The 13,706-nt window shown below is 67.5% G+C and carries 13 protein-coding genes (1 of these 13 only partly in view); 9 read left to right on the forward strand and 4 right to left on the reverse strand.

Annotated features, from left to right (window positions below):
- Nucleotides 1-105: 105 nt before the first annotated feature.
- From ispG to GCU42_RS11190, 3 genes are read left to right on the forward strand one after another with little or no spacing between them, the layout of a single operon-like run.
- Nucleotides 106-1,242, forward strand: a complete 1,137-nt coding sequence (gene ispG / locus GCU42_RS11180) for a flavodoxin-dependent (E)-4-hydroxy-3-methylbut-2-enyl-diphosphate synthase (RefSeq protein ID WP_114227584.1) — start codon at nt 106-108, stop codon at nt 1,240-1,242.
- Nucleotides 1,243-1,283: 41 nt separating this feature from the next.
- The gene (locus GCU42_RS11185; RefSeq protein ID WP_114227585.1) at nt 1,284-1,808 is read left to right on the forward strand and encodes a retropepsin-like aspartic protease family protein; all 525 of its coding nucleotides are present in this window, start codon (nt 1,284-1,286) and stop codon (nt 1,806-1,808) included.
- 27 nt (nt 1,809-1,835) lie between these two features.
- Nucleotides 1,836-2,753, forward strand: coding sequence for a DMT family transporter (locus tag GCU42_RS11190; RefSeq protein WP_114227586.1), 918 nt, complete (start codon nt 1,836-1,838; stop codon nt 2,751-2,753).
- Here GCU42_RS11190 and GCU42_RS11195 read toward each other — a convergent pair.
- The gene (locus GCU42_RS11195; protein WP_114227587.1) at nt 2,750-3,391 is read right to left on the reverse strand and encodes a DUF1345 domain-containing protein; all 642 of its coding nucleotides are present in this window, start codon (nt 3,389-3,391) and stop codon (nt 2,750-2,752) included. The genes GCU42_RS11190 and GCU42_RS11195 overlap by 4 nt on opposite strands.
- A 50-nt stretch (nt 3,392-3,441) precedes the next feature.
- Between GCU42_RS11195 and GCU42_RS11200 the strand changes: the two genes are divergently transcribed.
- On the forward strand, nt 3,442-3,756 hold the full coding sequence (locus GCU42_RS11200) for a DMT family transporter (protein ID WP_114227588.1): 315 nt from the start codon (nt 3,442-3,444) through the stop codon (nt 3,754-3,756).
- Here GCU42_RS11200 and GCU42_RS11205 read toward each other — a convergent pair.
- A complete protein-coding gene (locus GCU42_RS11205; RefSeq protein ID WP_240309434.1) occupies nt 3,746-5,254 on the reverse strand; it encodes an amidase in 1,509 nt (502 codons plus the stop codon). The genes GCU42_RS11200 and GCU42_RS11205 overlap by 11 nt on opposite strands.
- A gap of 203 nt (nt 5,255-5,457) precedes the next feature.
- Between GCU42_RS11205 and GCU42_RS11210 the strand changes: the two genes are divergently transcribed.
- A complete protein-coding gene (locus tag GCU42_RS11210) occupies nt 5,458-7,227 on the forward strand; it encodes a histidine kinase famiy protein (protein WP_335341013.1) in 1,770 nt (589 codons plus the stop codon).
- A 10-nt stretch (nt 7,228-7,237) separates the two neighbouring features.
- Here GCU42_RS11210 and ppa read toward each other — a convergent pair whose 3' ends face one another.
- A complete protein-coding gene (ppa, locus tag GCU42_RS11215) occupies nt 7,238-7,774 on the reverse strand; it encodes an inorganic diphosphatase (RefSeq protein WP_114227590.1) in 537 nt (178 codons plus the stop codon).
- Nucleotides 7,771-9,705: a M61 family metallopeptidase gene (locus GCU42_RS11220; RefSeq protein ID WP_114227591.1), complete on the reverse strand. Its 1,935-nt coding sequence runs from the start codon at nt 9,703-9,705 to the stop codon at nt 7,771-7,773. The genes ppa and GCU42_RS11220 overlap by 4 nt, the downstream gene beginning before the upstream one ends.
- Nucleotides 9,706-9,759: 54 nt before the next feature.
- Here GCU42_RS11220 and hisS point away from each other — a divergent pair, with 54 nt between their 5' ends.
- The 4 genes from hisS to GCU42_RS11240 form a co-directional block, all read left to right on the forward strand.
- Nucleotides 9,760-11,007 carry a histidine--tRNA ligase gene (hisS, locus tag GCU42_RS11225; RefSeq protein WP_114227592.1) on the forward strand — a complete coding sequence of 416 codons (1,248 nt, stop codon included), beginning with the start codon at nt 9,760-9,762 and terminating at the stop codon, nt 11,005-11,007.
- Nucleotides 11,007-12,083, forward strand: coding sequence for a peptide chain release factor 1 (gene prfA, locus GCU42_RS11230; RefSeq protein WP_420496911.1), 1,077 nt, complete (start codon nt 11,007-11,009; stop codon nt 12,081-12,083). Before hisS ends, prfA begins: the two co-directional genes overlap by 1 nt.
- Nucleotides 12,080-12,913: a peptide chain release factor N(5)-glutamine methyltransferase gene (gene prmC, locus GCU42_RS11235; protein WP_114227594.1), complete on the forward strand. Its 834-nt coding sequence runs from the start codon at nt 12,080-12,082 to the stop codon at nt 12,911-12,913. The genes prfA and prmC overlap by 4 nt, the downstream gene beginning before the upstream one ends.
- 248 nt (nt 12,914-13,161) lie before the next feature.
- Nucleotides 13,162-13,706 carry the 5' portion of a DUF4167 domain-containing protein gene (locus GCU42_RS11240; protein WP_240309435.1) on the forward strand. Its footprint extends 181 nt past the window's final position, so only the first 545 of its 726 coding nucleotides appear in the window; it begins with the start codon at nt 13,162-13,164; its stop codon lies beyond the right edge, outside the window.

The following is a 13,706-nucleotide window of genomic DNA, read 5'->3' on the forward strand; positions in this document are numbered from 1 at the left end:
GCCGCGACTCATAACAGATGTTAACCGCGACTCCTACGCGGCGTTCGCGCAGCTAAGTCGCGGGCTTGCCTTGGTTCTGTCGCGTGAGGGGGCTATATCGCGGGCATGTCCGCACTCCGCCCCTGGCGCACCATCGATCGCCGTCCGTCCCGCCAGATCATGGTCGGCAAAGTCCCCGTTGGCGGCGACGCGCCGATCACCGTCCAGACGATGACCAACACCCCGACCTCGGACGCCAGCGCAACCATCGCGCAGATCCGCCGCTGCGAGGAAGCCGGGGTCGACATCATCCGCGTCTCCTGCCCCGACCAGGACAGCACCGCGGCGCTCAGGGAAATCGTCCGCGCCGCCGAAGTGCCGATCGTCGCCGACATCCATTTCCACTACAAGCGCGCGCTCGAGGCAGCCGACGCCGGCGCCGCCTGCCTGCGGATCAACCCGGGCAACATCGGCAGTAGCGAACGGGTCGCCGAAGTGGTCCGCGCGGCCAAGGCCAACGGCTGCTCGATCCGCATCGGGGTCAATGCCGGCAGCCTCGAGAAACATCTGCTCGAAAAATATGGCGAGCCCTGCCCCGAGGCGCTGGTCGAGAGCGCGCTCGACCATGTCCGCATCCTCGAGGAGCACGACTTTCGCGAATATAAGATCAGCGTGAAAGCGTCCGACGTCTTCCTCGCGGTCGCCGCCTACACCCAGTTGGCGAGCGAACTCGATTGCCCGCTCCACCTCGGCATCACCGAGGCGGGCGGGCTGATCGGCGGCACGGTGAAGAGTTCAATCGGCCTCGGTATGCTGCTGTGGAGCGGGATCGGCGACACCATCCGCGTCTCGCTCTCGGCCGAGCCCGAGGAAGAAGTCCGCGTCGGCTACGAGATTTTGAAATCGCTCGGCGTCCGCAATCGCGGCGTGCGGGTGGTCTCTTGCCCGAGTTGCGCGCGCCAAGGCTTCGACGTCATTCGCACCGTCGAGAAGCTCGAGGAGCGCTTGCAGCACATCCGGACCCCGATGTCGCTGTCGGTGCTCGGCTGCGTGGTCAACGGACCCGGCGAAGCGCGCGAGACCGATATCGGCATCACCGGCGGCGGCAATGGCAAGCACATGGTCTATCTGTCGGGCGTCACCGACCACCATGTCTCGGACGAGGGGATGATCGATCACATCGTCCGCCTGGTCGAGCAGAAGGCGGCCGAGATTGACGCCGCGCAGGCCACGGAGGCCGAGGTTCTCGCCGCCGCCGAGTAATCGGCAACGGCTTTTTCACCCTTCGCCCGCACAAGGGGGCGATGTGGAAGGCGATGGTGGCATTGCTGGTGATCGCGGTGGCGGTGGGCACGAAGATGCCCGCGTCGTCCAGCGCCGCCATTTCTGACCAGGACGGCTCGAACCAGTCGATCCTGATCACGCCGACCGAATCGACCGCCAACTCGTTTCATCAATCGTCGCTCGGCGGCAGCGTCGCCTTGCCCCGCCAGGCCGACGGCCACTTCTACGCGAGTGCTGACGTCAACGGCACTGCGGTCGACTTCGTGATCGATACCGGCGCCACGGTCGTCTCGCTGACCCGCGCCGATGCGGAAAGAGCGGGGATCAATGTCGATCCCGACCGCTTCCAGGTCGTCGCTCAAGGCGCGTCGGGACCTGTCATGGGCCTGCCCGTGACGCTCCCCAGCCTCGAATTGGGCGGGCATCGCCTGACCGACGTCCAGGCGCTCGTCCTCGCCGACGGCGAGCAATCCTTGCTCGGCCAGAATGTGCTGAGCCGCTTCCAGTCGGTCTCGATCGAGAATGACGAGATGCTGCTGCGCTAGGCCGCCGGTCCCGCTACAGCGCAGGGCATGAGCGCGCGGCATCATCACTGGCTTCCGATCCTCGCCGCCGCGCTCGGCATCGCTTTGTTCGCCGGGATGGACGCCGCGATGAAGGCGGTGGCGCTGGCGATCGGCGCTTATTCGGGAATGCTCTGGCGCCAGCTGTTCGCGACCGCTTGGTCCGCTCCCGCTTACTTCCGCTCGCGCGCCGGCTGGCCGAGCCGCGCGGCCTTTCGCTTCCACCTGATGCGCGGCGCGGTCGGCGCGGCGATGGCGGTGCTGTGGTTCCACGGGCTGGCGCGGCTGCCGATGGCTGAGGCGATTGCTCTTTCCTTCATCGCCCCGCTGGTCGCGCTCTATCTCGCCGCCGCGATGCTCGCGGAGCGGGTCAGCCGGCGGAGCATCGGCGCGTCGCTGCTCGGCCTTGCCGGCATGCTCATCCTGCTGTGGGCACGGCTCGGGACCGGGGGCGAGCGCCACCTCGACGGGGTCGCCGCGATCCTCGCCTCGGCCATGCTCTACGCCTGGAACCTCATTCTCATGCGCCAGCAGTCACAGGTCGCGAGCCCCGCCGAGGTGAGCTTCTTCCAGTCGCTGATCTCGGGCGCCTGGCTGCTGCTGGCGCTACCGCCAGCGATGCTGCTCGATCCGGCGCTGCCCGCGATCCCGCCGTCGCTGCCGGTGTGGGGCCTGCTTGCCTTGTCGGCGGCGCTGGCGGTGACCTCGCTATTCCTGTTGAGCTGGGCCTATGGCCGCGAGGAAGCGCAGGTGCTGGTGCCGATCGAATATAGCGCCTTCCTGTGGGCGCTGGCGCTCGGCGCGATCTTCTACGCCGACCCGCTGCGCTGGACGACGCTCGCCGGCGCCGCGCTGATCGTGCTCGGCTGCCTGCTGGCCGCGCGCCGGCCGCGCCACGTCTCGCCGGTGATCGAGGCTGTCGTCTAGCTGCTCGACCCGAGTACGTTGATGGTGAAGGCGAGCACGCCGAGGTTGAAGAAGAACGCCGCCAGGCAATGCGCGATCACCACCCGGCGCAGGCCGCGGTCGCGGATTTCGACGTCCGAGGTCTGGAAGGTCATGCCGAGCGTGAAGGCGAAATAGACGAAGTCCCAATAGTCGGGCGTGTTCGTGTTGGGAAAGCCGAGGCTCTCGCACGGCGCGTCTTCATCGCCATAGGCGAGGTGGGCGTAGTGCAGCGCGTAGATCATGTTGCTGAACAGCCAGGCGATGATGATCGTCGCGATGATCAGCGCCTTGCCTTTCCAACCTAGGTGATCAGCCGAGCTCTCCGCCGCGAGCGCCACCAGTACCACGGTGGTGACGACCCCGGTGATCGCCAGAAGCATCGAGCGATTGGCGTCGTTGCGCGCCGCCTGCTGCCGGATCTCGGATTCCTTGTCGGTCTTGAGGACGGGCAGGATCGCCAGCAGGAAGACCACCGCCGCGACGTCGAACGAGGCGAGCACCCCGAGCGACAGGCGTTCGTGATAGACAGCTGAGATGACGAACCCGACGATAAGCACGGCGAGGAACAAGAGGAAGCGCGGAGGCGCGAGCTTGTGACCGATGCTGAACTTAGCCATGGACGGCGAGGCTAGCGCTGCGGTGGCCCGCGTCCAGTGAAAGGAATGTCATGGCCTGGCTCCTGCTGATCGTCGGTGGCCTGTTCGAGGTCGGCTTCACCACCTCGCTCCGCTTCGTCGACGGCTTTCGCAACTGGCCGTGGACGATCGCCTTTCTGGTCAGCGTGACCCTGTCGATGGGGCTGCTCGAGCAAGCGTCGCGGAGCATTCCGATGGGGACTGCTTATGCCGTGTGGGGCGGGATTGGCGCGGTCGGGACCGTGCTCGTCGGCATGGCATTCTTCGGCGAGCCGACCGGCACCCTTCGCGTCCTCCTGATCCTGGCCATCGTCGCAGCCATCGCGGGGCTGCGGCTCAGCGCTTGAGATAGGGCAGGACGGCCGGGCTGTCCTCGATCGAACGGAAGAAGAGCGGGCCGGGAAGCGGGCCGCGCGCCTGCTCATAGGCGTAGCCGAGGTTGAGCAATTCGGCCTCGCTCCACTTGGCGCCGATAAAGCTCAGACCCACCGGCAACCCGCGCACGCTGCCCATCGGCACCGTCAGGTGCGGATAGCCGGCGACCGCCGCTAGGCTGCCCGCGCCGCCGCCGCTGATCTGGTCGCCGTTGACCGCGTCGATCTTCCACGCCGGGGGCATGGTCGGTCCGACCAGCGCAGCGAGGCCGTATTGCTTCAGGAGTCGATCGATCCCGTTCGGCCCGGCGGCGGTGAAGCTCAGCTGCCGCGCCTTGCGGTAGGCGGGATCGCTCAGGCCCTTGGTCTTCTCGGCGGCGATGAAGGTTTCCTGCCCGAACAGCGCGAGCTCGGTCGCGGCATGGGCCTGGTTGAAGGCGATGGTGTCGGCCAGCGTCCGCACCGGGAGGTTCGCCGGGCTGCCCTTGAGGTAGGCGTTGAGCCCCGCCTTGAGCTCGGTGTTGAGCACCAGCCCCTCGTTGCGGCCGATCTGGCTGTCGTCGAATTTCTTGATCTCGACCAGGGTCGCGCCCTGCGCCTTGAGGACGGCGAGCGCGCGCTCGAAAACCTCGTCGGTGCCGAAGCCCGAGGCGAAGCGCATCACGCCGATCTTCTTGCCCCGGAGCGCGGTGGGGCTGAGCCCGGCGGCATAGTCGCGCTTGTGGCGGTCGGCTTCGACGGTCGCGTGGTCGGCGAGATCGCTGCCGGCGATCACGCTCAGCACCAGGGCGGCTTCGCGCACGCTCGCAGTCATCGGCCCGGCGGTGTCCTGGCTGGCGCTGATCGGGACGATATGGGTGCGGCTGACCAGTCCGACGGTGGGTTTCAGACCGACGATCCCGTTCAGCGAGGCCGGGCAGGTAATCGAGCCGTCGGTCTCGGTCCCGATCGCCATTCGGGTGAGGCCGGCGGCAACCGCCGCGCCGCTGCCGCTCGAGCTGCCGCAGGGATTGCGGTCGAGCGCGTAGGGGTTACGGGTCTGCCCGCCGACCGCGCTCCACCCCGAGATTGAATGGTTCGAGCGGATGTTGGCCCACTCGCTCAAATTGGTCTTGCCGACGATGATCAGCCCCGCCGCGCGCAGGCGGGCGACGAGCGGCGCGTCGCGGCCGGTGACGTTACCGGCCAGCGCGAGGCTGCCCGCCGTCGTCGGCAGCGGCCCCGCTGCTTCGATATTGTCCTTGAGGAGGATAGGCAGTCCAGAGAGCGGACCAAGCGATCCGCCCGCATCGACCTGCTGCGCCTGCGCCAGCGCGGTCGGGTCGAGCGCGAGCACCGAACCAAGCGCAGGATCGATCCGGCGAATGCGCTCGATCGTCGCCTGTGTCTGACGGACCGCGGGTCCGACGGGCTGCGCGGCCAGCGGGGCAGTGGCGGTCAGCGCGGCCAGTGTGAGCAGCAGGCGAGGCAAGGGCAGGTCCTCTCGAGAAAAGGGATCGGCGGTCTGTTTCCCAGCTTGGCGACGGGACCGCAAGCAGGTTGCCAATGAGCGATTGGATGAGCGGCAGGCCACGCAGAGTGGGAACCCGTCACCTGGTTTCCCGTTGCTACGCGCTAAATGCGCCAGCATAAACGCTTTCGCACTTTTCTTGCTTTTGTATCGGGTGACGTTGCTTGAACGACAAGACTGTAAGGTCGACGCCGACCGACGCCAGCGACGCGACCGATGTCGACAGCATGGGCGACGCGCGTGGCACGCCTGCCGGCGGAGCGATGGATCTCTATCCCGGCGACAATGACACGATCGGCACCTCGCAAGGGCTGAACCATTGGCGTGAAAGCGTCATTTCGCACCCCGGTCTCGACGAGCGCGGCAACGTCTTCTTCGCCGCGATCGAGATGACGCGGATGCCGATGATCCTCACCGATCCCAATCTGCCCGACAATCCGATCGTCTTTGCCAACAAGGCCTTTCTCGATCTCACGCTCTATGAGGAAAACGAGATCCTCGGCCGAAATTGTCGGTTCCTGCAGGGCGCCAACACCGACCGCGAAACCGTGTCCGAACTGCGCGAGGCGATCCGCACCGGCAGCTCGGTTGCGGCCGAGATCCTTAACTACAAGCGTGACGGAACGCCCTTCTGGAATGCCGTGTTCATCGGCCCGGTCTATGACCAGTCGGGCAAGCTCGCCTATCAGTTCGCCAGCCAGCTCGATGTCACCCGCCGCAGGAACAGCGAGCAGGCGTTCCGCCAGGCGCAGAAGATGGAATCGATCGGCCAGCTGACCGCCGGTCTCGCGCACGATTTCAACAATCTGCTGCAGGTGGTGAACGGCAACCTCGAGCTCTTGTCCTCGTCGATCGATGGCGAGCGCGCCAAGCGCTACATCGACAATGCCCGTTCGGCGGCCGACCGCGGCGCCAAGCTCACCCGCCAGTTGCTCGCCTTCGCCCGGAAGACGCGGCTGACGCCCAAGTCGACCGACCTCACCCAGCTCGTCAGCGGCTTCGTCGAGGTGATCGAAAGCTCGCTCGGTAGCCAGGTCGATCTTCAGCTCAATTTGCGCCGCCGCCTGCCGCGCGTGCTGGTCGACGCGGAGCAGTTCGAAATGGCGCTGCTCAACATCCTGATGAATTCGCGTGACGCCATGCCGTCGGGGGGCGTGGTCACCATCACCACCAAGCAGATGCACTTGAACGGCGACGCCGCCGCCCGCCAGCTGCCCGAAGGCGACTATGTCGCGGTCGAGGTGCAGGACGAGGGCTCGGGCATGAGCCCCGAGGTGATCGAGCGCGCCATTGAGCCCTTCTTCACCACCAAGCGCGAAGGCAAGGGGACCGGGCTCGGCCTCGCAATGGCGTCGGGCTTCGTTCAGCAGTCGCGCGGGCGGCTGGAGATCGAATCGAAACCCGACCGCGGGGCGTTGATCCGGATGCTGTTCCCGGTCACCGCCGCGCCCGAAGAGGCCCTCGAGCGCCCGCCGCATCTCCAGGCCGCGGTGGTCGAGAATCGCTCGGCGGGCGAGCATCTGCTGGTGGTCGAGGACAGCGCCGAAGTGCTCGAGCTCGCGCAGGAGATTCTTGGCGCGGCCGGCTACCGGGTCACCACGGCCGAAAGCGGCGAGGCTGCCCTCAAGCTGTTCGAGAAGACGCCGGCAGGCACCTTCGACCTGTTGTTCACCGACCTCGTCATGCCGGGCGGGATCAACGGGCTGATGCTGGCCGATGAAATCGCCCGCCGCGATCCCAAGATCGGCATCCTGCTGACCACCGGCTACAATGAGGAGCTGGTCGTCTCGGGGCCCGAGCGTCCTCACAAGGACGTGCTGGGCAAGCCCTATCGCCGGGCCGAGCTACTCGACCGGGTCCGGCAGGCGCTCAACAATCGCGCGCACGATCAGGAACGGCGGACACCATCGGAATACGGCGCCGCCGAGTCCTGATCGCCGACTACTAATATTTGGCGTTCTTGGCGCGCTCGAGCCCGGCCCGGATCACGGCATAAGCCTCTTCGCGGTCGCCCCAACGGCCGACGCGGGTCCACTTCTCCGGCTCAAGGTCCTTGTAGTGGGTGAAGAAGTGGCTGATCTGGTCCATCACGATGGCCGGCAGGTCTTCGCCCTCGTGGACGCCCTCGTAATAGGGTGAGGTCTTGAATTCGGGGACCGCGAGCAACTTCTCGTCGCCGCCCGCTTCGTCCTCGAGGAACAGCACCGCGATCGGACGCGCGCGGACCACCGAGCCGGGGAAGAAAGGCGAGCGCGCCACCACCAGGCAGTCGAGCGGATCGCCATCGTCGCCCAGCGTATGCGGGATGAAGCCGTAATTGGCCGGATAGCGCATCGCGGTGTGGAGGATGCGGTCGACGAAGATCGCGCCCGACGCCTTGTCGAGCTCATACTTCACCGGGTCGCCGCCGATCGGCACCTCGATCAGGACGTTGACGGATTCGGGCGGATTCTTGCCCGCGGGGACGAGATCGAGATTCACTTCGGCTCCAGCAGATGATCGAGGGTGCCCATCCCGCGGCCGACCTTGACCAGTCGCGGGTAGCGCAGGCCGCCATGCCATTCGAGGCGGGCGGTACGATAGAGATCGCCGCTCTTGATGAGCAGGTCGATGGGGGTGGTCGGGCTGCCCTTGGCGGCGGTGATCGCGGTCTTGAGCGCGTCGCCGCTGAAGCCGCGGCCGTTGACCGCCAGCAGCTGGTCGCCGATCGCCAGCCCGGCGTTGAACGCCGCGCTGTCCCACAGCACGCTGCTGATCTTGCCGTCGCTGCCGACCGCGAAACCGCCCGAATAAGTGAGATCGGTCGACTTGGCGCGCGCCTCGCCGTTCTTGATCCACTTGGTCGGCTGGTCGGTGTAGACGAGGTTGTAGCCGCCCTCGGTCAGCCCTTCGAGGGGCGCCTTGGCCGCGACGTCATAGACCTTGGCGGTGAGATAACCGCGCCAGTCATAGGGGACGACCGCGTTCAGCCGCTGGACGATCTCGTCGAGCGTGTAGGTCAATTCGCCATAATCGCGGTCGCGCATCCCGAAGAAGCTGCGGGCGAAGTCGTCGATCGACTTGCGGCCGTTCGAGCGCGTGCGGATGATCCGGTCGACGTCGGTCCAGATCAGCTGGCCTTCGGAGTAATAATCCTCGCTCCGCTGCCAGCCGCGCCACGCCTGCGGCGAGCGCTGGGCGATGGTCGGATCGTTGGTGGTGTCGACCAGCGGCCGCCAGGCGCGCCCGGGCGTGCCCTCGGAATAGGTCGCGGCGGTCGCCGCCAGCGCATCGAGCGTATCCTGCTTGGACAACATCCCCGAGCGGGCGCCGAGCACATAGCCCCAGAATTGGGTCATGCCCTCGTAGACCCACAGATAAGTGCCCTGCATCGGGGTCCGATAGTCAGGCGTCCACAGGTCGGCGCCGCGGCGATATTTGCCGTCCCAGCTATGGCTATATTCGTGCGGCAGTAGGTTGCGGTCGCGCAGGACATTGTCCCAGTCGGTGAAATAGCCGCGCTTCACCCCGTCTTCCGAGCTGCGATGATGCTCGAGCCCCGACCCGCCGAGGTTGTCGGAGATGGTCAGCAGGAAGTTGTAATGGTCGTAATGCTGCGCGCCGAACAGCTTCACCGCCTGTTCGACCAGCCGCCGGTGCGCGGCGATCTGCGCCGGCGTCGCGGCAAGGTCGGCCGGCGTGTCGCCGATGACGTCGATGCTGACGTCGTTGGTCAGCGGGATGTTGCGATAGTTGCGCCCGGCGATCAGCGGCGAATCCATCAGGATCTCGTAGCTGGTGACCGGATAGTCGGTTCGGCCGCCGCTCTGCGCCTGCGGGCGGAGCGCGGTGCCGATCTTCCAGTCGGCGGGGACGATCACCGACGCCTGGATCGGAATCTGCCGCACGAAATAGCCCGCCGGGTAGAGCGAATTGGCGATCCACTGGATGCTCGCCATGTCGGGCGTCATCACCGTCCGGCCCTGGTTGGTGTCGGTCGGCGAGACATATTGGAATTCAACATCGACCGCGCTGACGCCCTGGGGCACGTCAACGTGGAAGGCGTAGACGTCGACCGGATCGCGGCGCCACTTGAGCACCTGGCCGTTGGCGGTGGGCCGGAAGCCGGCAACCTTGCTGATCTGGCCGCTTGGCGCGTGATTGCCCGGCAGCCACTTGGGATAGAGCAGGACGAGGTCGCCCGCCTGCGCCACCGGGACGCGCTCCTTGATCCGGAAGATGCCGCGCGCGGTGTCGGTCGCGTCGACCGTCAGCTGCAGCGTGCCCGGGTAGGGAATGTCGCGGGCGGTCGGGATCGTGTCGACGATCGGCACCGGCTGCGGGCGGCTGTTCTGCGGGGGGACCGGCGAGGCGGCCGCAATGGCGAGGGGTGCCGCGAAAAACAGCGCGGCGCTGCGAGTGGATCGGACCATGCGCCGCGCCTAGCCTTTCCCCCTGCGGGCCGCTAGTGGCCTTGCCCGATATTCATGGCGCAAATCTCCACCCCCCAACCCGTCCGCGGCATGCAGTCGCTCCTCGGTGAGGAAGCCGACCGCTTCCACGCCGTCGTCGCTGCGTTCGAGCGCACCCGTCGGCTGTTCGGCTTCAAGCGGGTCGAAGTGCCCGTGCTCGAGCCGACCGCGGTGTTCGCCCGCTCGCTCGGCGAGACCACCGACGTCGTCTCCAAGGAGATGTACAGCTTCGAGGATCGCGGCGGCGACAGCCTGACCCTGCGTCCCGAATTCACCGCCGGCATCGCCCGCGCCTATCTGACCGAGGGCTGGCAGCAGTTCGCGCCGTTGAAGGTCGCGACCCACGGCCCAGCCTTCCGCTACGAGCGCCCGCAGAAGGGCCGCTTCCGCCAGTTCCACCAGCTCGACGCCGAGATACTCGGCGCGGGCGAACCGCAGGCCGATGTCGAAGTGCTGCTGTTCGCCGACCAGTTGCTCAAGGAATTGGGGATCGGCGAGGGCGCGGTGCTCAAGCTGAACACGCTCGGCGATCCCGCCACCCGCCAGGCGTGGCGCGGCGCGCTGCGCGAGCATTTCCGTGGCCGCGTCGCCGAGCTCAGCGATGACAGCCGCGACCGGCTCGAGCGCAATCCGCTGCGAATCCTCGATAGCAAGGCGCACGCCGACTGGCCGGTGGTCGATTCAGCGCCCGCGATCGACGAATTCCTCACCCCCGAGGCGGCCGACTTCTTTGCTGCCGTGACCAGCGGCCTCGATGCCGCCGGGGTGCAGTGGGAGCGCGCGCCGCGGCTGGTACGCGGGCTCGATTATTATCGCCACACCGCCTTCGAGTTCATCACCGACCGGCTGGGCGCGCAGGGGACGGTGCTCGCCGGCGGCCGCTACGACGGCCTGATCGAGAGCCTCGGCGGCCCGCACACCCCGGCGATCGGCTGGGCGGCAGGAATCGAGCGGCTGTCGATGATGATCGACGCGCCGCCGGCAGAAACGCCCGATGCAGTGCTGGTTCCTCTGGGCGCCTCGGCCGAGAGCGCGGCGGTGACCATCCTCACCCGACTGCGGCAAAGCGGGCTGGCGGCCGACATGGCTTTTCGCGGCAATATGAAAAAGCGCATGGCGCGAGCGGCGGCGAGCGGCGCGGGCTTCGCCATCATCATCGGCGACGAGGAGCTCGCCAGCGAAACGGCGCAGGTCAAGGACCTCACGACCGGTGAGCAGCGGGCCGTGGCTTTCGACCTCATCCCCGCTGCGGTGACCCGCTGATGCAGATTAGTTCGGAGCGCATCGCGCAGATCGAGGCCAAGAAGAACGAACTCTCCTCGGCGATGTCGAAGGGCGACCTCGCGCCTGAGGACTTCGTCCGCCTGTCCAAGGAATATGCCCAGATCGAGCCGGTCGCCGCCGCCGCGCGCGAGGTGCGCCGGCTCCGCGCCGAGCGCGAAAGTCTCGGCGCGATGACCCGCGACGGCGACGAGGAATTGCGCGAAATGGCCGCCGAGGAGCTGCGGCTGATCGAGGACAAGTTGCCCGAGGCCGAGCGTGCGCTCGCGCTCCAGCTCCTGCCGCGAGATTCGGCGGACGAGCGCGCCGCGATGCTCGAGGTCCGCGCCGGCACCGGCGGCGACGAAGCCGCGCTCTTCGCCGGCGATCTGCTCCGCATGTATCAGCGCTTCGCCGATGAGATGGGCTGGAAGTTCGAGCTGATCAGCGCCTCCCAGTCCGAAGTCGGCGGCTACAAGGAAGCCGTCGCCTCGATTCTCGGCTCGGGCGTGTTCGCACGGCTGAAGTTCGAAAGCGGCGTTCACCGCGTCCAGCGCGTCCCCGCGACCGAGAGCGGCGGCCGCATCCACACCTCCGCCGCCACCGTCGCCGTGCTGCCCGAGGCCGAGGAAGTCGACGTCCACATCGACGACAAGGATCTCCGCATCGACGTCTATCGCTCGTCGGGACCGGGCGGCCAGTCGGTCAACACCACCGACAGCGCGGTCCGCATTACCCATTTGCCGACCGGGCTCGTCGTCATCCAGCAGGACGAGAAGAGCCAGCACAAGAACAAGGCCAAGGCGTTGAAGGTGCTCCGCACCCGCCTGTTCGAGCTCGAGCGCGAGCGGCTGGCGAACGAACGCGCCGGCGCGCGCAAGTCGATGGTCGGCTCGGGCGATCGTTCCGAGCGCATCCGTACCTATAATTTTCCGCAGGGGCGGGTGACCGACCACCGGATCAACCTGACCCTCCACAAGCTTCCCGAAATCCTCGAAGGCCCCGGCCTCAAGGAACTGACCGCCGCCCTCATCTCCGAGGACGAGGCCCAGCGCCTCGCCGGACTAGAGGACGCGTGAAAGCGATCGACCGGGCGCTCGCCGATGCCGCCCGGAGCCTTGCACCCACCAGCGACACGGCTCGCTTGGACGCCGAGCTGCTGATGGCCGAGGCGCTCGGGATCGACCGCGACCGGCTGCTGCTGAGCCCGCCCGACCGCGCCGTTCCGCCGCGTTTCGCCGAGATGGTCGAGCGGCGCCGCGGGGGCGAGCCGATCGCTTACATCACCGGCCGCCGCGCCTTCTGGAACATCGAACTCCATGTCGGCCCCGGCGTGCTCATCCCGCGTCCCGACAGCGAGACGCTGATCGCCGCCGCGCTCGAGCATTTCGAGGGCCGGCAGCCGCCCGCGCGGATCCTCGACCTCGGCACCGGGCCGGGGACGCTGCTGCTCGCCGCGCTCGACCTGTTCCCGCAGGCGACCGGCCTCGGGATCGACGCCTCGCGTCGCGCCTTGTCCTACGCCTCGGCCAACGCCCGCCGGCTCGGATTCGAGGGCCGCGCCGAATGGCGGCTGGGCGACTGGGCGGTCGGGGTCGAGGAATGCTTCGACCTCATCCTCTGCAACCCGCCCTATGTCGCGACCGACGCCGCGCTCGGGCCGGGCGTCGCCGAGCACGAACCCGCCGAAGCGCTGTTCGCCGGTCCGCAGGGGCTCGACGACTATCGCCGGATCGCGCCCGAAATCGGCCGGCTGCTCTGCCCCGACGGGCTGGCGGCGATCGAGATCGGTCATGACCAGGGCGACAGCGCCGCCGCTTTGTTCCGTGAGCGGGGCCTCGACGTGCGGCTGGCCCGCGATCTCGGTGACCGCCCGCGCGCCCTGCTCGTCCGGGTGAACAACAAATAACTTGGAAAAGCCGGGACGGCAGTCTACATCAAGGGCAGCAACGGGGCCGCGAACCGCGCACTCGAAAGCCCGACCGCTCCCGTCGCTACCCCCGATGACAACGCTCATGAGGGCGCCGCATGACAGGCGCGACGTGACGGCGAGGGGCACCACGGCAGCTGTGCCGTGCGGCGCCGCATCATCGACGGGTCGGTTGTCACGCGCTTCGAAAGTAGACCAGCGCCAGTGCGACAAGGAACAAGCATTTGATGAATAATCGTCAGAACGGCCGCCGTCGCGGTCGTGGGGGACAGCAGCGTCCGCAGGGGATGGGCGGTGGAGGCGGCAATGCCCGCGACAGCCGTCAGCGCGGGAATGCCGCGCAGCTGCTCGAAAAGTATAAGAGCCTGGCGCGCGATGCCCAGATGTCCGGCGACCGCGTCCAGACCGAATATTATCTCCAGTTCGCCGATCACTATTTCCGCGTCCTCGCCGAGACCCGGCCGCGGTTCGAGGAACAGCGCAATTCGCGCGACGAGGATGAGGACGGCGACGACGCCGATTTCTCGGGCGACGACGGTGACGAGGGCGACGAGTTCGACCAGCGTCCGCAGCAGCAGCGGCAGCAGCAGGAGCGCCGTCCCGAACGGACCGAGCGTACCGGCCGGACCGAGCGGAACGATCGCTACGAGCGGTCGGATCGCCCGGAGCGCGCCGAGCGTCCCGAACGGACCGAGCGCGACGAGGGCGAGCGGCGCGAGACTTTTGCCCGCGAGGAGCGCCGCCCGGCGCGCCGTGAGCGTCCCGCCCTGCG

Source organism: Sphingomonas ginsengisoli An et al. 2013, assembly GCF_009363895.1.
GTDB lineage: Bacteria > Pseudomonadota > Alphaproteobacteria > Sphingomonadales > Sphingomonadaceae > Sphingomicrobium > Sphingomicrobium ginsengisoli.

Coding starts and splice junctions, on each gene's coding strand:
- prfA (WP_420496911.1), top strand. CDS start 11,007: ATGCAGATTAGTTCGGAGCGCATCGCGCAGATCGAGGCCAAGAAGAAC.
- GCU42_RS11185 (WP_114227585.1), top strand. CDS start 1,284: ATGTGGAAGGCGATGGTGGCATTGCTGGTGATCGCGGTGGCGGTGGGC.
- GCU42_RS11190 (WP_114227586.1), top strand. CDS start 1,836: ATGAGCGCGCGGCATCATCACTGGCTTCCGATCCTCGCCGCCGCGCTC.
- GCU42_RS11220 (WP_114227591.1), bottom strand. CDS start 9,705: ATGGTCCGATCCACTCGCAGCGCCGCGCTGTTTTTCGCGGCACCCCTC.
- ispG (WP_114227584.1), top strand. CDS start 106: ATGTCCGCACTCCGCCCCTGGCGCACCATCGATCGCCGTCCGTCCCGC.
- GCU42_RS11195 (WP_114227587.1), bottom strand. CDS start 3,391: ATGGCTAAGTTCAGCATCGGTCACAAGCTCGCGCCTCCGCGCTTCCTC.
- hisS (WP_114227592.1), top strand. CDS start 9,760: ATGGCGCAAATCTCCACCCCCCAACCCGTCCGCGGCATGCAGTCGCTC.
- GCU42_RS11200 (WP_114227588.1), top strand. CDS start 3,442: ATGGCCTGGCTCCTGCTGATCGTCGGTGGCCTGTTCGAGGTCGGCTTC.